The organism is Sphingobacterium sp. Lzh-3, assembly GCF_046764375.1.
GTDB lineage: Bacteria > Bacteroidota > Bacteroidia > Sphingobacteriales > Sphingobacteriaceae > Sphingobacterium.
The window spans coordinates 173,494-190,676 of record NZ_CP177226.1; the positions used below are offsets into that span (position 1 = coordinate 173,494).

General features: G+C 34.0%; 16 protein-coding genes. 15 read left to right on the forward strand and 1 reads right to left on the reverse strand.

Annotated elements, in window-relative coordinates; all coding sequences use genetic code 11:
• Positions 1-7 precede the first annotated feature (7 nt).
• The 14 genes from rfbA to ACLCDV_RS00825 all read left to right on the forward strand — a co-directional run bounded on the left by rfbA (position 8) and on the right by ACLCDV_RS00825 (position 14,966).
• Entirely contained in the window at positions 8-886 is an 879-nt protein-coding gene (rfbA, locus tag ACLCDV_RS00760; protein WP_411972648.1) for a glucose-1-phosphate thymidylyltransferase RfbA, read from the forward strand.
• Positions 883-2,322 carry a lipopolysaccharide biosynthesis protein gene (locus ACLCDV_RS00765; RefSeq protein WP_411972649.1) on the forward strand — a complete coding sequence of 480 codons (1,440 nt, stop codon included), beginning with the start codon at positions 883-885 and terminating at the stop codon, positions 2,320-2,322. Before rfbA ends, ACLCDV_RS00765 begins: the two co-directional genes overlap by 4 nt.
• On the forward strand, positions 2,319-3,401 hold the full coding sequence (locus ACLCDV_RS00770) for a DegT/DnrJ/EryC1/StrS family aminotransferase (RefSeq protein WP_411972650.1): 1,083 nt from the start codon (positions 2,319-2,321) through the stop codon (positions 3,399-3,401). Before ACLCDV_RS00765 ends, ACLCDV_RS00770 begins: the two co-directional genes overlap by 4 nt.
• A gap of 153 nt (positions 3,402-3,554) precedes the next feature.
• Positions 3,555-4,442 (forward strand): glycosyltransferase family 2 protein, encoded by an 888-nt coding sequence (locus tag ACLCDV_RS00775; protein ID WP_411972651.1) that lies wholly within the window; start codon positions 3,555-3,557, stop codon positions 4,440-4,442.
• Between the two features lie 101 nt (positions 4,443-4,543).
• The gene (locus ACLCDV_RS00780) at positions 4,544-5,746 is read left to right on the forward strand and encodes a hypothetical protein (protein WP_411972652.1); all 1,203 of its coding nucleotides are present in this window, start codon (positions 4,544-4,546) and stop codon (positions 5,744-5,746) included.
• Positions 5,730-6,266 carry an acyltransferase gene (locus ACLCDV_RS00785; RefSeq protein ID WP_411972653.1) on the forward strand — a complete coding sequence of 179 codons (537 nt, stop codon included), beginning with the start codon at positions 5,730-5,732 and terminating at the stop codon, positions 6,264-6,266. The genes ACLCDV_RS00780 and ACLCDV_RS00785 overlap by 17 nt, the downstream gene beginning before the upstream one ends.
• A 2-nt stretch (positions 6,267-6,268) precedes the next feature.
• Positions 6,269-8,083, forward strand: a complete 1,815-nt coding sequence (gene asnB, locus ACLCDV_RS00790; protein WP_411972654.1) for an asparagine synthase (glutamine-hydrolyzing) — start codon at positions 6,269-6,271, stop codon at positions 8,081-8,083.
• 8 nt (positions 8,084-8,091) lie between these two features.
• Entirely contained in the window at positions 8,092-9,168 is a 1,077-nt protein-coding gene (locus ACLCDV_RS00795) for a glycosyltransferase (RefSeq protein WP_411972655.1), read from the forward strand.
• On the forward strand, positions 9,155-10,225 hold the full coding sequence (locus ACLCDV_RS00800) for a glycosyltransferase (protein WP_411972656.1): 1,071 nt from the start codon (positions 9,155-9,157) through the stop codon (positions 10,223-10,225). Before ACLCDV_RS00795 ends, ACLCDV_RS00800 begins: the two co-directional genes overlap by 14 nt.
• Positions 10,226-10,299: 74 nt before the next feature.
• Positions 10,300-11,349 (forward strand): hypothetical protein, encoded by a 1,050-nt coding sequence (locus ACLCDV_RS00805; RefSeq protein ID WP_411972657.1) that lies wholly within the window; start codon positions 10,300-10,302, stop codon positions 11,347-11,349.
• A gap of 81 nt (positions 11,350-11,430) precedes the next feature.
• Entirely contained in the window at positions 11,431-12,600 is a 1,170-nt protein-coding gene (locus ACLCDV_RS00810) for a glycosyltransferase family 4 protein (protein ID WP_411972658.1), read from the forward strand.
• Positions 12,593-13,198 (forward strand): sugar transferase, encoded by a 606-nt coding sequence (locus tag ACLCDV_RS00815; RefSeq protein ID WP_411972659.1) that lies wholly within the window; start codon positions 12,593-12,595, stop codon positions 13,196-13,198. Before ACLCDV_RS00810 ends, ACLCDV_RS00815 begins: the two co-directional genes overlap by 8 nt.
• An 11-nt stretch (positions 13,199-13,209) precedes the next feature.
• The gene (locus tag ACLCDV_RS00820; protein ID WP_411972660.1) at positions 13,210-13,812 is read left to right on the forward strand and encodes an acetyltransferase; all 603 of its coding nucleotides are present in this window, start codon (positions 13,210-13,212) and stop codon (positions 13,810-13,812) included.
• Between the two features lie 17 nt (positions 13,813-13,829).
• A complete protein-coding gene (locus ACLCDV_RS00825) occupies positions 13,830-14,966 on the forward strand; it encodes a DegT/DnrJ/EryC1/StrS family aminotransferase (RefSeq protein WP_411972661.1) in 1,137 nt (378 codons plus the stop codon).
• Between the two features lie 42 nt (positions 14,967-15,008).
• Here the strand turns inward: ACLCDV_RS00825 and ACLCDV_RS00830 are convergent, their stop codons facing one another.
• Complete coding sequence (locus tag ACLCDV_RS00830; RefSeq protein WP_411972662.1) at positions 15,009-16,112, reverse strand: nucleotidyltransferase family protein; 1,104 nt, start codon at positions 16,110-16,112, stop codon at positions 15,009-15,011.
• A gap of 285 nt (positions 16,113-16,397) precedes the next feature.
• Between ACLCDV_RS00830 and ACLCDV_RS00835 the strand changes: the two genes are divergently transcribed.
• A complete protein-coding gene (locus ACLCDV_RS00835) occupies positions 16,398-17,180 on the forward strand; it encodes a polysaccharide biosynthesis/export family protein (RefSeq protein WP_411972663.1) in 783 nt (260 codons plus the stop codon).
• Positions 17,181-17,183: the final 3 nt, after the last annotated feature.

A 17,183-nucleotide genomic window follows, 5' to 3' on the forward strand; every position in this document is an offset into this window, starting at 1 on the left:
AAGGACTATGAAGGGCATAATTTTAGCTGGAGGATCTGGCACGCGGTTACATCCATTGACGATAGCAATTTCGAAACAATTGCTTCCGGTTCATGATAAACCAATGATATATTATCCATTATCTACATTGATGTTGGCTAATATTCGTGATATTTTGATTATTTCGACACCTCAAGATTTACCATTATTCCAAAAATTACTGGGAGATGGGAAACAATTTGGAATAAATTTAAGCTACGCTGAGCAGCCTAGCCCAGATGGATTGGCACAAGCATTTATTATTGGAGAGGAATTTATTGGTAATGATGATGTTTGTTTAGTGTTGGGGGATAATTTATTTTACGGGCAAGGTTTTCCAACGTTATTAGAGAGAGCCGTTCGAATTGTTGAAGAAAAAGGTAAGGCAGCTGTTTTCGGATATTATGTAAATGATCCAGAGCGATATGGTGTTGCTGAATTTGATGAAAATAGGAATGTAATTTCGGTTGAAGAGAAACCTTTGACACCTAAATCAAATTATGCAGTTGTTGGGTTATACTTTTATCCAAATAGTGTGGTCGAGATTGCTAAGAATGTGCGGGCTTCTGAGCGAGGGGAGCTGGAAATTACATCCGTTAATCAAGAATATTTGAATAGAGAGAAATTGACGATAGAACTTTTGGGAAGAGGATTTGCATGGCTTGATACAGGAACACATGAAGCTTTAAGTGAGGCTACGCAATTTGTACATGCTATAGAAAAACGGCAAGGGCTTAAAGTTTCTTGTTTGGAGGAAATAGCATGGCGGAAAAATTGGATAAGTAGTGATTTTGTTCTCCAACAAATTCAAGATAAAAAGGGGGATTACTTCAGTTATATTAAGAAATTGATAGGGAGGACATCGTGACATTAAAAAAACAGACTTTCTTAGGAACCTTTTGGGTTTTTGTAGAAACTTTTTTTCTGCGAGGAGTCACTTTTGTAGCTTCAATTTATTTAGCTCGTCTTTTGGGACCGAAGGAATACGGTCTTGTGGGGATGGTTGCGGTCTTTATTGCTATAGGAACAACATTGGTTGATAGTGGTTTAAGTTCCTCCTTGATCAGGACAAAAAATCCCAATGATGAGGACTTTTCTACTGTTTTTTACCTTAATTTAGGGATAAGTATTGCAATTTATGCCATAATGTATCTTATAGCACCATTAATTGCTTCCTTTTATAACCAAGATATTTTGGTTGATATATTAAGGGTTTATTGTCTCAGCTTTATTTTTTCGGCATTTTCAACGATCCAATTGGCGAAGCTTGATGCGGAAATGAACTTTAGAAGAAGTACGCTGCTGGGATTACCCGGAGCAATAATAGGTGTTATTATTGGTTGTGTAATGGGTAATTACGGATATGGGGTTTGGTCAATTGTTTATATGTTTCTAGTGACTCAAGTGGTTAAATCGTTATGTCTGTGGTTATTCTCTAGTTGGAAACCCAAACTGATTTTTTCTAAATCTAGAGCGAAATATCATTACAATTTTGGTTATAAATTATTATTGTCTGGACTACTAAATACAGGGTTTACATATATCTATAATATTCTTATTGGACGATTTTATCCAGTTCAGACATTAGGCTATTATGAAAGAGCACGCTATTTTAATGAATATCCTTCTACGCTATTAACTGGAATTGTTACTAGAGTAACATATCCCCTTCTATCCAAAATTCAAGATGATAAAGAAAGATTGTTGGAAATTTATAGACGACTAAATACTTTGTTGTTTTTTTGTATAGCTCCATGTATGATGGGAATCGCCGCTATTGCAAAACCTCTTTTTTTATTGGTGCTGGGCGAGGAATGGTTAGCAGCAGTGCCTATTTTTCAAGTCTTAGCATTAGGTTATATGCTCTTCCCTATTCACATACTTAACTTAAATATTATTAAAGTTCTTGGCCGCAGTGATTTATTCTTAAGTTTAGAGATAATAAAGAAGATAGTTGTTGTGGTAAGTATTGCTCTTCTTTTTAAGTTTGGAATTATGGGTTTAATGTGGAGTAGTGTAGTTTCTTCGGTTTTGGCTTTTTTTATTAATTCACATTTTAGTGGCGGCTTGATAAACTATAAAACAAAACGACAGGTGTTAGATATAATACCAACACTTGTTCTATCATGTGTCATGTTTCTAGTTGTCATGGAAGCTTTAAAATTAGCGGGGCAGTTTGGTCTCATGATCCAAATCTTTATAGGCTCAATATCGGGAATAGTTTTCTACATAGGCACTAGCTATATTTTAAAGATATCACCATTTTTATATTTTATACAAATTGTTAAAAAAAGAAAGATATGATACCAATAACAAAACCGTTTCTTCCTCCATGTGAGGAGTATTATAAACTATTAGAAGGTGTTTGGAAGAGGCAATGGTTAACTAATATGGGACCGCTTGCTAGTGAGTTGGAAATGAAACTTAAAAATTCTTTGAATGTCTCCCATCTGCTATATGTGACAAATGGAACAGTTGCTTTACAAATGGCAATCAAAGCACTAGGACTAAAAGATGAAATCATCACTACTCCATTTTCTTTTGTAGCTACAACAAGTTCAATTGTGTGGGAAAATTGTACTCCAGTTTTTGTTGATATCGATAAAGATACATTGAATATTGATGCATCAAAAATTGAGGCTGCTATCACGGAGAAAACGTCAGCAATCCTTGCTACACATGTATATGGAAATCCTTGCGATGTAGTTGCAATACAAAAGATTGCTGATAAATATAATCTCAGAGTGATATATGATGGTGCACATGCTTTTGGTGTTAATGTGAATGGAAAGTCTATTTTTGAGTATGGGGATATTACTACCTGTTCACTCCATGCTACCAAATTATATCACACGATTGAAGGAGGCCTTGTAATTACAAAGGATTCTAATCTTTTAAAAGAGCTGGCCTATATTCGTAATTTTGGTTTTGATGGTCCTGAGGCTTTTGCATGCCTAGGATTAAACGGTAAAAATTCTGAATTTCATGCCGCTATGGGCTTAGCTAACTTGAGACATATCGAAGCAATACATGAGAAAAGAAAAGAACTGACAGAACGTTATGATGAAAAGCTTAAAGGTTTAAAAGCGTATAAACCGAGATGGCATAAAGAAGCTAATCTTAATTATGCTTATTATCCTCTCGTTTTGGAAAGTGAGGAACTTTTATTGAAAATTAAATCAGTGTTAGAATTAAATGAGATTTTTGTAAGACGATACTTTTATCCATCTTTAGCAAGTACACTACCTTATTTGGAATCTAAACATCTGGAAGTCACGGATAGAGTTTCTAAATCGGTGGTATGTCTTCCTTTGTATTTCGATCTTACACTTGAAGAAATTGATTTAATTGCTAGACTTATTTTAAGAACACAAAATAATTAAAATGCAAGGTGCAATGCGTACCATATCTAGTGATCTCGATTTATATCAAAACACTTGTATGTATAACGCCAAGATACATTTGAATATTTATTTGAAAACGGAATTGAGCATTTTTTTTGAATTTAAACTGGAGGAAAATATTACATCAAAATTATGGTAAAGCCTTTAGTAAGCGTTGTAATGATTACATACGGACACGAGGAATTTATAATTGAAGCTATTAATGGGGTCTTATTACAACAATATGACGGCGCTATTGAGTTGATAATCGCTAATGATAGATCCCCAGACAATACAGATGAGATTATAAAGTCTTTTCTTCAAAAAATAGAAATTCCGAAGAATATTGATGTGAAATATGTTTTACATGAGAAAAATAAAGGTATGCTGGCTAATTTCCTCTGGACGATTGAACAGGGGCGAGGGAAATATATCGCTATTTGTGAAGGGGATGACTTTTGGATCGACCCCTTAAAAATTCAGAAGCAGGTTGAGGTTTTAGAAAAAAATTCGGAGTATAACCTATGTGTTCATAATACAGTTGTTTTAAAAGGTAATATCGAGGAAAAAGAAGATTGGCGCTGGGATACGAAAAGACAGATTTTCGATTTGAGAGATTATATCTATAGATTATTTTTCCATACTAGTTCTGCTCTTTTTCGAAAAATGGATAATTTACCTAGTTATATATTTAGAGAGGGGACAATGCAAGCAGATATAGCTCTGTTTTTAGCTGTAATTGATGCGAAAAAGGTCTTTTTTATTTCTGAGTATATGTCCACTTATCGTATTCACACAGGAGGCATTACGAATTCCTCCTTACATAAAAATCAAAGAAAGGCTTATCAATCATTATTGTCTATATTTGAGGGATTTCTTACATATTCTAATTCCAAATATAAACGCGAAATACTTTTTAAAATGGAATTAATTAAAAGATTGATTATTGTTTTTGATGATAAATCTAATTTTTTAAAAAGGTCAAAAGCTAAGATCGAATACTATTTTTACAAGATCGCATTGCGTTTTGCCACAATATAGGACGAAAAGTATATTAGAGGAATTTAAGATTGTTTAACGTAACAAGGGAGAATGTTTATATTGCTTACTTTAATTAGTGAGCAGATAATTAGAAAAAATCTATGTTGTCAAATCTACTCAAAGGACTATTTGTCTTTTCTATCTTATATGATACAACTTTTAAAGCCATACCAATAACAACAGCAAGGTTGGGAATTTTAGGACTTTTTCTAGTTATTATGCTAACAAAAAGGATAACACTAAAAAAAGATTTATTCTCGATTATTATTCCGTTGTTAATTTTTGCTGCGTTTTCGATTTTACAGGGAGCATATTCAAATGATTTTACGCAAACATCAAGATTATTATTCTTTACCTTATACTCTGTGATTGGAGCATATTTTTTTGTACCCTACATTAGAGGAAAAGAGGAACTTTTATGGCTGTTTTTAATTGCCTGTAGTTTTCAGTCTATAATTCTCATATCTACCTTTTTTACCCCTTCGGTGAAGAGCTTTCTTGGTAGCATGATTGAGTTTGGTGGCAACTTTAAGGAGGATAATGTCTATAGGTCGTTTGGTTTAGCCAGTACAACTGGGGCTGCATTATCTGTAATACAGAGTATAGGCGTTATTTCCTCTGTCTACATTTTAAAATATTATCGTCCAAAGCGTCAAATGTTTGCTAATATAGTATTGTTGATGGGGATTTTGTGCTTCCTTAGTAGCATTACTGCGGGCAGAACAGGTGTGATAATAGGTCTTGTCTTTTTTATATTTCTTCTATTTAGAACTTTCAGCGTTAAGTCGCTCTTTGTCGGAACGATAGTTTTTTTTGCAATATTTGTTTTAGACATTGAATCCCTTGCAATAAAAATGCTGGGACAGATAGAAGGTTTTTCCACTGAATATTTTATTGACAAATGGCTAAAGGAAGGACTATCTACACAAGATAATGAGACGTTAAATGCTATAAATAGAATGAAGGTGCCACCAATTGGATGGGATACTATCATTGGAACAGGAAAGATAGTTGGCCTCTCTGGAGAAAATGCGTCAGGGAACGATTCAGGCTATATACAAACGTATTATTCATTAGGATTGATTCTATCTATCTGCTTTTATGGAGGTTTATTTTGGTATTGTTTGAATAAAATTCGAAGAGGTAGACAGAAAGATATTATGTGTTTAATAGTGTTGATTGTTTTCCTGATTGAATATAAGGAACCTTTTATATTTAAATATGCATTGCCTTTTTTCTTGTTTTCATTGTTGTATATAGAAACACAAAAAAATAATAATCTTAAAAATGAAAGCGCTATATAATACAATTAAAGACCTTTATCATAAAATAGTCAAAAACGGCGTGGAATATGCTCGTTATAAGGGCGTTGAGGTCGGTTCTGGGTGTAGAATACGTACTACTAAATTTGGCTCAGAGCCATGGATGATTACTGTCGGTGATAAGGTTACCATAACAAGCGGAGTAATACTGCTTACACATGATGGTTCGACTTGGTTGATGAACGATGAAAAAGGAAGGCGATATTTGTTTAGAAAAATTGACATCGGAAATAACGTTTTCATCGGTGTTAACTCAATTTTGATGCCAGGTGTTAAAGTCGATGATAACGTTATTATTGCTGCAGGAAGTGTAGTAACAAAATCAGTCCCCTCAGGTGTAATTGTAGGTGGGAATCCAGCAAAGATTATTGGCGCGTATGATAACTATATACGGATTGGATTAGAAAATTATTGTTCTGATAAAGATATGGATTTCTCATTACCGTATAGGGAAAGGATCGAAAAAATTATTGACAAGGATTTTAAAGATTATATAAAATAATTATGTGTGGAATATATTTGACAAATAGGAGAATAACAATAGAGGAAGCAAAACTTAAATTGGAATCTATTCGTTTTAGGGGACCAGATTATACTGGGATTAAGGAAATGAATGATATCATTTTTGGCCATCTTCGTCTTTCTATTATAGATCTAGAAGCTCGTTCTAATCAACCGATGTCCTACGAAAATTTACTGATAATTTTCAATGGTGAAATTTATAATTATTTATCAATAAAAGAAGAACTCGAGAGGCTAGGACATTCTTTTGTTACTACGAGCGATACAGAGGTACTTTTACATGGATATAAACAATGGGGTGATGAAATAGTAAACAAACTGAATGGAATGTTCGCTTTTGTCATTTATGATTCCGATAAAAATACGCTCTTTGGTTCAAGAGATCGTCTAGGAGTTAAGCCATTTTTTTATTATGCGAAAGATGGAATATTCGAAGTTTGTAGTCAGCTGAGACCAATCTCTTTTGGAAAATCAATTAATAAAGCGGCTGTCTCCATGTATTTGGACTGTACTTATGTTCCAAGCCCATTTACTATTTATGAAAATGTTTATAAATTGCCTCCTGGAAAGAATTTATATATTGATTTGAATTCTGGCAATCTTCAAATTAAGGAATACTGGAACTTGACAGAAGTAAAAGAAAGTAATATTTCTTATGAGGAAGCGAAAGATCAGGTTCATAATTTATTAAAAGATGCAGTGAAAATAAGGTTGCAGTCAGATGTACCTTTTGGTTCTTTTTTATCTGGTGGCATTGATTCTGCATTGGTATCTGCAATTGCGTCGAAAATCGCTCCTTCAAAAGTGAAAACCTTTTCCATTGGTTTCGAAGATCCGAAATATGATGAGAGTAAGATTGCGGCCCAATACGCTGAAATTTTGAATACAGAACATACTGAAACTATTTGTAAGCCTGAGGATATCCTAGAAATGATACCCAAGCTTGTAGAGGTATATGACGAACCTTTTGGTGATAGTTCAGCGTTACCTTCCCTTTTATTGAATAAGGTTACAAAACAATACGTAACTATGGCACTCTCGGGAGATGGTGGTGATGAGAGTTTTCTGGGTTACCATCATTTTGATTGGACTAAGAAATTCCAAAAACTTGTGAAGATTCCATATATATACCGAAATGTTATTTCTAATTTTCTCTTTGAGGGCATTTTTGGGAAAAGAGGTGAACTTTTTAAGAAAATTTTTCGAACTAGGACAATTGAAGATTTTATTACGGGCATATTTGTTGGCTACAATTCTTTACTTGTAACGCGAGATTTGTCTTGGCTTTCCTATTATAAAGAGTCAATTGGTTGGTCAAAAGATCCGTTTCAAAAATCAGCGGACTTGAATATTAAGCTTTGGCTAGAAAATGATAGTAATGTTAAAGTAGATCGTGCTAGTATGGCTTATTCTGTTGAGGTTAGAAGTCCATTTCTAGATTATAGAATTATAGAATACGCAAGAACTCTTCCAGTTGAGTATCGATACGCCAATGGGATAAAAAAGAAAATAACAAAGGACATATTGAAGGAGTATATTCCTGAGGAAATTTTTAATCAACCTAAACGAGGATTCGCAGTTCCAATTGGTAGTTGGATTCGTAAAGAACTTAGAGAAGAATTTGTGTCTAATCTTTCTGATGATTTTTTAAATCAAGTTCCAAACCTGAATGTGAAGAAATTCAAGAAAATGTTTGAACAACATTTAAGTGGCAAGTATGATCACTCATCTTATATTTGGCGCGTATATGTATTATCGAAGTGGTATCAAGAGTTTGGATTTTATAAAAAAGCATAAAATAATCAATGATTAAAATTCTTTTTATATTACCATCCTTAAAAGCAGGTGGCGCTGAACGGGTAATTTCATTTGTTTCGCAAAATTTAGATAAGAATGTATTTGATGTGACATTGTTGATTCAGGGACACATTAAAGATAAGGTTTTTGACACGGGTACTATAAAAACTGTTTTTCTTGAGAAAGCAAGACTCATAAAATCGATTCCTGATATTTTTAGTTATATAAAGAAAGCAGAGCCTAATATCGTTGTAGGCTCTATTGGACATGTTAATTTATTACTTGGTTTATTTTCAATCTTTCTGCCAAAGATAAGATTTGTGGGTAGGGAAGCGAGTGTAGGATCTGTCATGAATACTTTCTCTGCTAAAAAGCAATTGCCTTTTTTCGTTAGAAAGTATTTGTACAATAAGCTTTCTGCAATTATTTGTCAATCTGAAGATATGAAAAATGATTTTGATAGGTTGTATAGATCAAAAAGAAGCCTTGTAATAAATAATCCAATTACGGTTTCTCAACAGATGAATTTGATACCAACACATCAAAATGGTAAATTGAAATTTATCACAGTTGGAAGATTGTCTGGTGAAAAAGGGCACGAGAGAATATTACGAGTGTTAAAAGAAGTTAAGTTTGATTACGAATATTTGATTGTTGGTAGCGGGCCACTAAAAAAGGAAATTGAAAATCTAATCATGGAATTTGGTTTGTCGAATAAAGTTTCTTTGCTTGACCATTCCTTCAATGTTTCTGAACTTCTGTTGGCTTCAAACTTTTTTTTACAAGGATCATATGTTGAAGGTTTTCCCAATGCATTGTTAGAAGCTATTTCTTTAGGCATCCCTTGTATCGCATTTAATGCTCCGGGTGGAACAAGGGAAATCATAAAAGAAGGATTCAATGGATTCCTTGCCAATGATGAGAAGGAATTTCGTGAATTACTTTTGAGAGCTATCGCAGTAAATTGGGAAAATGTGGCAATTAGACAAGATATAAATTCAAAATTTGGTAGAAAAAATATTATTCTACAATATGAGAGTTTGTTTTATAAATTAGTAAACGACGGTTCTTATGAGCATCCCTAGTAGAATTGCTATTTTTTCCATTTCAGATAGGCTTGGAGGTGCCGAACAAGTATTATTTAAGATAGCTAAATATTATTCTGAACAAAAAGGATCTATTATTAGTGTTTATTTTTTTAAATCTCAAACCACTGAGTATTGGAAGGAAAATTTGCCTCTAAATGTCAGAATAGTTTATCTGAACAATAATATAAAAGATTTGTTTGTAGATTTAAGAGGTGAAAAATTTGAATTTGTGTTTTCATCTCACTTGATGGTAAATAGCTTATTGGGAATACTCAGAACTATTAAAATATTAAAGACTAAAAACTTAGTTGCCAGAGAATCTACCCAAGTTTTTGGAAGATATTCAGGTCTCAAATTGATGAAGTATAGAATGGCCTATTTTTTAGGATATCGATCAATCGACTTGCTTATTTGTCAAACAGAAAGAATGCTTGGTATTTTAGATAAACATATTTCTTATTTATTTAAACGGACGAATGTTAAAGTTATCCCTAATCCATTTGATTTTCCTGATAAGCAGTATATCAACGAAGAAGTTATTTTGAATGGAGGCACAATTGTTTCAGCTGGAAGGTTAATTCGAGAGAAAGGATTTGATATTTTGATCAGTGCCTTTGCTGAAATAATTAAGGAAATTCCTAGTCTTAATTTAATGATTTTAGGGGAGGGGAGCGAAAGGAAGAAGCTAGAAAAATTAATAAACGAATTGGATATCAAGGATAAGGTGATTTTAAAAGGTCATGTCAAGAATGTTTATCCTTATTTTAAGCTAGCAAATGTTTGTGTAGTTTCTTCGATAAGGGAGGGTTTTCCTAATGTACTTTTACAAATGATGTCACAAAATGATAAAGTCGTTTCAACAGATTGTGCAGGAGGTATTTTAGAAATACAAGGAGTATTTGTTGTAGCACCTGATAATGTTAAGGAATTGGTTGGTGGAATAAAAAAGGCATTAAATTATAGTTCGGAAAATAGAGCACTTTTTGATAAGGAACTGCAAAATAGAAGTATAGATTCTTTCATTCAAAAAATAGAAAGTTTATTGATTAAGTGAGTTATAATATCGACATACTGAAATTGCTCTAATGAGCGTTTGTTTTAAATTAGTTTTGTAAAAATTTTATTATTATGTCAACAAATTTAAAAAAGTACTTAGGAATATTCCTAGCCTGTTACATTGTGTTTTTTTTTACTATCGATTGTAATGGTCAAGATTATAAATATGTGAGGAGGACCGTTCCGACATCATATTTATCCCAAAAGTCTTCTTTGCCAAAACTTTCTTTGTCGGCTTTTATTGACGCTGAGAAATATTTACCTCAAGGGTATACTAAAAACGGGACAGTTGATTACACAAGTTATCTGCAAAAAGCGCTTGATGAAAATCGGAATGTGATTATGCCTAACTTTCCAATACTCATCAATATGACTGGGCTAAGCCTAAAGTCTAATTCCAAAATATATTTTAGACCCTATTCAAAGTTAATCCTACAACCCAATGGAGAAACTGTCTATCATATGATTTTAATCAGAAATGCTGTCAATGTGCAGATATTTAATCCTAGAATATTTGGTGATAAGAAGAGTCATACTGGCTCAAAAGGAGAATGGGGAATGGGGATATCTATCTATAGTAGTAAGAATGTAGATATATATAATCCTCTGGTGGAAGAGTGTTGGGGAGATGGGATTTATGTCGGAAGACAGCCCGGCAATATTAATAATCAAAATATTAATATCTATAGTGCACAACTACATGAGAATAGACGTAATGGGATTTCGATTATAAGTGGCGTAAATGTTTTGCTTGACCGACCAGTCGTTTCAAATACGAATGGAATTTTACCTATGTGTGGGATTGTTCTTGAGCCGAATGACAATAACGATCAAATCGACAATGTGACAATTAATTATGCTAAGACCTTTAACAATCGATATGGTATTGTTGTTTATCTATATGCAATGCAAGGAAAGCAAGCAAAGGATGTTAATGTTGTTATTAATTCCCCATTAGATCAGTATTCATTACATGGTTTGGAAGTTAGTGGTTTTGATTTGAAAGCAGGTTCGAAACCTATCTCAGGAACAGTTCGCGTGATAAAACCGATTTGGAAAAATAATCAAAAACAAATTACAAAATATAATAATCCTAACCTTCCTAAGGTTTTGATTCAATAAAGGAAACTCAATAAGGAAGAAGAGTAAACTTAAAAATGTATTGCGATAAAAATCGTAATACTATTATCTTGAAGCTTATATATGAATAAATTAATTCGAATAACAACTGTTCCTATTTCACTTAAAATTTTATTGAAGGGTCAATTAAAGTATATGGCCAATCATGGATTTACAGTAAAAGGAATATCTTCAAAAGGACCAGAATTAGATGATGTCAGGGAAAGTGAAGGGGTAGAAGTTAATTCCTTAGAAATGACACGTACTATATCACCAATAAAGGATTTAAAATCATTATGGGAATTTTATAAGCTCTGTAAAAGAGAAAATCCCCAAATTGTCCATTCTCACACTCCTAAGGCTGGAATAATAGGAATGTTAGGTGCTAAATTAGCAGGAGTTCCTATTAGAATGCATACGGTAGCAGGAATGCCATTAATGGAGGCTAGGGGGATGCGACGCAGTTTATTAGATTTTGTAGAGAAACTAACCTATTGGGGCGCTACTAAAATTTATCCTAACTCAAATGGTTTGAAGAATTTTATTTTAGAAAACGGTTATACGACTCCGAGTAAATTGGAGGTGATAGGCAATGGCTCTTCGAATGGCATCGACACAAGTTTTTTTTCAATAGACCAACTAGAATATTCTTCCTGTGTAAATTTAAAAAAGGATCTAGGGATTTTGGAGGATGATTTTGTTTTTGTATTCGTCGGTAGAATAGTTGGTGATAAAGGAATAAATGAATTAGTTTCGGCATTTTCCGCGTTAAATGTCTCAAATATGAAATTACTTTTGGTTGGTGCTTTAGAAACAAGCTTGGATCCTTTGAATAGACAGACTTTGGTCGAAATTGAGAATAATAAGAACATCCTTTCAGTGGGATTTCAAAAAGATGTTAGACCATATTTTGCAGTATCAGATGCTTTAGTTTTTCCAAGTTATCGAGAGGGCTTCCCAAATGTTGTTATGCAAGCTGGTGCAATGGGCCTGCCAAGCATTGTTTCTAATATTAATGGTTGCAATGAGATAATTAAAAATGGCAAAAATGGAACAATTATACCTGTTAAAGACTCTGAAGCCCTTAAAGATGCAATGTTGTTATTCGTGAAAGATAGTACTTATTATAATAAATTAAAGAATAACTCTAGACAAATGGTTACTGAGCGATATGAGCAAGGCGTCGTGTGGGATGCTCTCTTGAGCGAATATGAAAAATTATTGAAAGATAAAGGTTTGATTTCCAATGTATAAGATTTTTTTTAAAAGAATTTTTGATTTTTGCATTGCCTTAGTAGCATTCGTTCTCCTAAGTCCTATTTTCATTCTCATAACAATAGGTTTATTTTTTGCTAATAATGGAAGACCATTTTTTTTTCAAAGTCGTCCAGGTTTGAATGGAGAAATTTTTAGAATAATTAAGTTTAAAACTATGAATGAGAAAAGAGCTGCCAACGGAAGCCTACTTCCTGATGCTGAAAGGCTCACAGCACTTGGAGCATTTGTACGTAAAACGTCCTTAGATGAAATTCCTCAATTATTGAATGTGATAAAAGGAGATATGGCTATAATTGGACCTCGTCCATTATTACCTCAATATTTGACACTTTATAATTCTCAGCAGCGTCGCAGACATGAAGTTAGACCTGGCATAACGGGGTGGGCACAAGTAAATGGTAGAAATGCTATATCCTGGAAAAGAAAATTTGAACTTGATGTTTGGTATGTAGATAATGTATCATTGAAAATTGATATTAAAGTCTTCTTTATGACATTTAGAAAAGTGTTTAAAAGGGAAGGAATATCCGCAGATGGACACGTTACAATTGAACCATTTAATGGTAACAACTAACTTTTTAAATTATGTATTTATTTGGAGCAGGTGGACACAGTAAAGTGATAGCAGAAATTGCTGAAAGTAACAAACTGAAAATTGACGGGTTTTTAGTCGAGAGATTTATCGAGACCGATTTAAATAGATCAACTTTATTGGGATATGAAATTTTTAACAATTGGTCTGAAGAGGCTTTCGAGGTAATTATTGCCATTGGAGATAACGGAGTTAGAAAACGAATAGTTAATGAGAATAAAACATTCATTTATCCAAAATTAATACATCCAAATACGCATATTTCTGAACGAAGTATCTTGGGTAATGGATCGGTAATAATGGCAGGCGTAACAATTAACGTTGATGTAAATGTTGGTGAGCATTGTATTATCAATACAAATGCTTCCGTTGATCATGACTGTATTATTGAAGATTATGTCCATTTATCACCCAATGTTGCATTAGCTGGTAATGTGAGAGTAGGAGAAGGCACCCATATTGGGATTGGGGCATGTGTTATTCAGGGAGTGACAATTGGAAAATGGGTTAAGATAGGGGCTGGGGCGGTGATTATTAGAGATGTACCAGATGGATGTACTGTAGTAGGTAATCCTGGAAGAATAATAAAGAAGTAACGTTAATTTTTAATACTATGTCAGATAAAATATGGCTATCTTCTCCTCACATGGGGGGAAATGAATTAAAATACGTCCATGAAGCATTTGATCATAATTGGGTAGCACCATTAGGACCCAATGTCAATGGCTTTGAGGAGGATTTGGAGAAATTTTTAAATTCAAATGTTCAGGTGGCAGCTCTTTCAGCTGGAACTGCTGCTTTGCACCTCGCCTTGATTGAATGCGGGGTAAATTATGGTGATGAAGTGATCTGCCAGTCAATGACATTCTCCGCATCGGCTAATCCGATTGCCTATCAAGGAGCGATACCAGTATTTGTAGATTCTGAAGCAGACACCTGGAATATGTGTCCTATCGCACTGAAAGAAGCAATACGAGATCGCTTTGCCAATGGAAAGAAGCCAAAGGCAATTATTGTGGTCCATCTTTATGGGATGCCGGCAAAAATGGATGAAATATTGGCTGTGGCCAAGGAATTTGATATTCCAGTAATTGAGGATGCAGCTGAAGGATTAGGATCTACTTACAAGGGAAAAGCATGTGGTACTTTTGGTCGTTTTGGTGTATTAAGCTTTAATGGTAATAAAATTATCACAACTTCAGGTGGTGGAGCTCTGGTATGCCATACAAAAGAAGATAAAGATAAAGCCGTATTCCTTTCGACGCAAGCGCGTGATAATGCCCCGCATTATCAGCATTCACATATTGGTTATAACTATAGAATGTCTAATATTTGCGCCGGTATCGGAAGAGGGCAAATGGAAGTCTTGGTTGACCGTATTGAAGCGCGTCGGAGTATGACGAAGTTCTATTCCGATTTATTTGCTGGTATTGATGGAGTTCGCGTGTTAACAGAACCTAGCGAAGATTTTTATTCTAACCATTGGTTGGCTGCCATTACCATTGATGAAGCTGTAACAGGTGTCTCAAGTGAAGATCTGCGCCTTGCGCTGTTGGAGGATAACATTGAATCGCGGCCACTATGGAAGCCAATGCATTTACAACCTGTGTTTGAGAACTCTCCATATTATGGAAGTGATGTGGCTGAAAAATTGTTTGATACAGGGCTTTGTTTACCATCAGGATCAAACTTGACAGACGAGGAGAGAGAACGTATTCGCATCAAGATTAGACAAGTCTTTGGCAAATAAAAATAAAAAGAGCTTTTAAAGAAAAATTAAAAGCTCTTTTTATTAGTCTCTGTCTATACCGAGGAATTTGGAGTAGAAATGCATAATGGGAAAAAAGATTGCTTCTTGTGGAGCATAAGGAAAATAACGTTTAAAATTCTTCCACAATCTCCTAGCTCCATCTGGATGCACAGATACAGCACTATTTACTTTTCCTGCAGTATAACGTTCGTCGTGATATCCAAAATTGCCACCATACCATATTTCTTCCAGCATCCATGCTGAATCCGTTTGTTCTGGATATGCGAACGGGAGATGTGATTTAGGCAGTCCAATATAGTCGACTAGAATCTGGTGCAGCAAATGTGTCCATTTTAAAATCCCTGTTTTTTGATAAATCGTTTTTAAAGCTTCTGAATCAATTTGGTTACTGTACTGAGCATATAATCTTGCCGAATCACAAAATTGTCTTAGCCCCATACCAAAGGTGATTAAGTGTTTTAGTATATGGGAGTTTACTTGAAATAGCTGTAGCTCTGGGGCTAATATCCGAACCGAAACATCGTCAATTTTTAAAATACCCTGTTCTTCACAATAATCTTTAGAAATAGATCGTAAATATTTTTGTATGAGCGGGTTTCGTAGGTCAAAGAGTTGTTTGTGATGTTCAATGAACTGATTGTCCCAGTTGTAATGTAAGCTGAAGCTTTTTGTATCTTCTACAGTTATACCTTTTTCTTTTATATAATTACGTGCTATAACATAGCCATTATCCTCGAAGTGCCAATCGATATCACCACATATTCGATGTAAGGGATTAAGATAAAACTGTGCAACACCTTGGCCTTTTTGCAATATAGGTTTTATACCGAGCTCTGTAAAAGATTCATATTGAGAAGCGATTACTTTATTCATCTCAATATTATGACGTTCAATTTGGTCAATTCGTATGGCCCATTTAAAACGTAATGATTGTGGCGGAAGTTGATCTTCATTTAAAAAAGCAAAGCTGTCAAAAATTATTCCCTCCACAGTATGCGGGATTGCCCAAGCAAATATTTGGGACCACTCTTGTTCTTTTAGTTGTGTAAAGGCTGGCAGCTCACCTTTTCCCCACAGACCAATCCGTAATAACTGAAAAAAAATATTCCTTAATTGGGTATTCATCAATACATTTGATTAGCAAAATTCAAATATAATAATTTTATATTTGGGAAGAATTAATATAGGTGTTAGAGTTTACTTAAATTTAAAAGTAACTGCCGAAAGTCTCGTATATTAAACGGAGTATTTGTTTTAATTAAGATAAGAAAACCTCGAACTTGAAATTTAGGCATAAATCTTGCTAGCATGAGGAAGTTCCAAAATAAACCATTATTAAATGGTATTCTTGGAAAAATAAATTATTTTTGTCGTTAAATCAAGATATCAATTTTTAAATATAAATAACGCATGGGGTTAAGTTCAAAGTATGGTTTTGTATTAGCACTGTTTGCAGTGGTTCTAATAATGTTTAGTTCTTGTGGCACACGCAAGAGTATGGTTTATTTACAGACAGATTCATCTCAAATTAATACCTTATATGAGCAATATGTTCCCAAAATTCAGATCAATGATATCTTAACTATTGTGGTAACAGCAGCTGATCCCAAAGTAACAGCACCCTTTAATCCAATGAGTACTATGATGGGAGCGAATATGACCCAACAAACGGATATGGCATTGCGCCCGACATATACAGTGGATGACAATGGAGATATTAACTTACCCATGCTTGGTAAGATGCATGTTGCTGGTTTGACACGGATGCAAGCAATCGACAAAATTCGAGGCGACTTAGGGCAGTATATCAAGGATCCTGGTGTAAATATTAACTTCAATAACTTCCGTGTATCAGTATTAGGCGAGGTAGCAAGGCCTGGATCCTTTATTATGCCAACAGAACGAGTAACATTATTAGAAGCATTGGGAATGGCTGGTGATCTAACAATCAGAGGTGTGCGAGAAAACGTAATGGTTATTAGAGAGGTTGATGGAAAAAAAAATATTCAACGACTAGATTTAACACAACAAAATGTAGTTAATTCTCCATATTACTATTTAGCTCAAAATGATGTTATTTATGTCGAACCTAATAAATCACAAATAAATAACTCTAAATTAGGCGCCAATACAAATGTTATTATTTCTATTGCTAGCCTATTAATAACCGTAATTTCAGTATTGACTCGTTAATAA

Excerpts from the sequence above, each read along its gene's own strand:
- ACLCDV_RS00780 (WP_411972652.1), top strand. The coding sequence starts at position 4,544 with ATGTTGTCAAATCTACTCAAAGGACTATTTGTCTTTTCTATCTTATAT.
- ACLCDV_RS00815 (WP_411972659.1), top strand. The coding sequence starts at position 12,593 with ATGTATAAGATTTTTTTTAAAAGAATTTTTGATTTTTGCATTGCCTTA.
- ACLCDV_RS00805 (WP_411972657.1), top strand. The coding sequence starts at position 10,300 with ATGTCAACAAATTTAAAAAAGTACTTAGGAATATTCCTAGCCTGTTAC.
- rfbA (WP_411972648.1), top strand. The coding sequence starts at position 8 with ATGAAGGGCATAATTTTAGCTGGAGGATCTGGCACGCGGTTACATCCA.
- ACLCDV_RS00775 (WP_411972651.1), top strand. The coding sequence starts at position 3,555 with ATGGTAAAGCCTTTAGTAAGCGTTGTAATGATTACATACGGACACGAG.
- ACLCDV_RS00785 (WP_411972653.1), top strand. The coding sequence starts at position 5,730 with ATGAAAGCGCTATATAATACAATTAAAGACCTTTATCATAAAATAGTC.
- ACLCDV_RS00835 (WP_411972663.1), top strand. The coding sequence starts at position 16,398 with ATGGGGTTAAGTTCAAAGTATGGTTTTGTATTAGCACTGTTTGCAGTG.
- ACLCDV_RS00770 (WP_411972650.1), top strand. The coding sequence starts at position 2,319 with ATGATACCAATAACAAAACCGTTTCTTCCTCCATGTGAGGAGTATTAT.
- ACLCDV_RS00825 (WP_411972661.1), top strand. The coding sequence starts at position 13,830 with ATGTCAGATAAAATATGGCTATCTTCTCCTCACATGGGGGGAAATGAA.
- ACLCDV_RS00810 (WP_411972658.1), top strand. The coding sequence starts at position 11,431 with ATGAATAAATTAATTCGAATAACAACTGTTCCTATTTCACTTAAAATT.
- asnB (WP_411972654.1), top strand. The coding sequence starts at position 6,269 with ATGTGTGGAATATATTTGACAAATAGGAGAATAACAATAGAGGAAGCA.
- ACLCDV_RS00795 (WP_411972655.1), top strand. The coding sequence starts at position 8,092 with ATGATTAAAATTCTTTTTATATTACCATCCTTAAAAGCAGGTGGCGCT.
- ACLCDV_RS00800 (WP_411972656.1), top strand. The coding sequence starts at position 9,155 with ATGAGCATCCCTAGTAGAATTGCTATTTTTTCCATTTCAGATAGGCTT.
- ACLCDV_RS00820 (WP_411972660.1), top strand. The coding sequence starts at position 13,210 with ATGTATTTATTTGGAGCAGGTGGACACAGTAAAGTGATAGCAGAAATT.
- ACLCDV_RS00830 (WP_411972662.1), bottom strand. The coding sequence starts at position 16,112 with ATGAATACCCAATTAAGGAATATTTTTTTTCAGTTATTACGGATTGGT.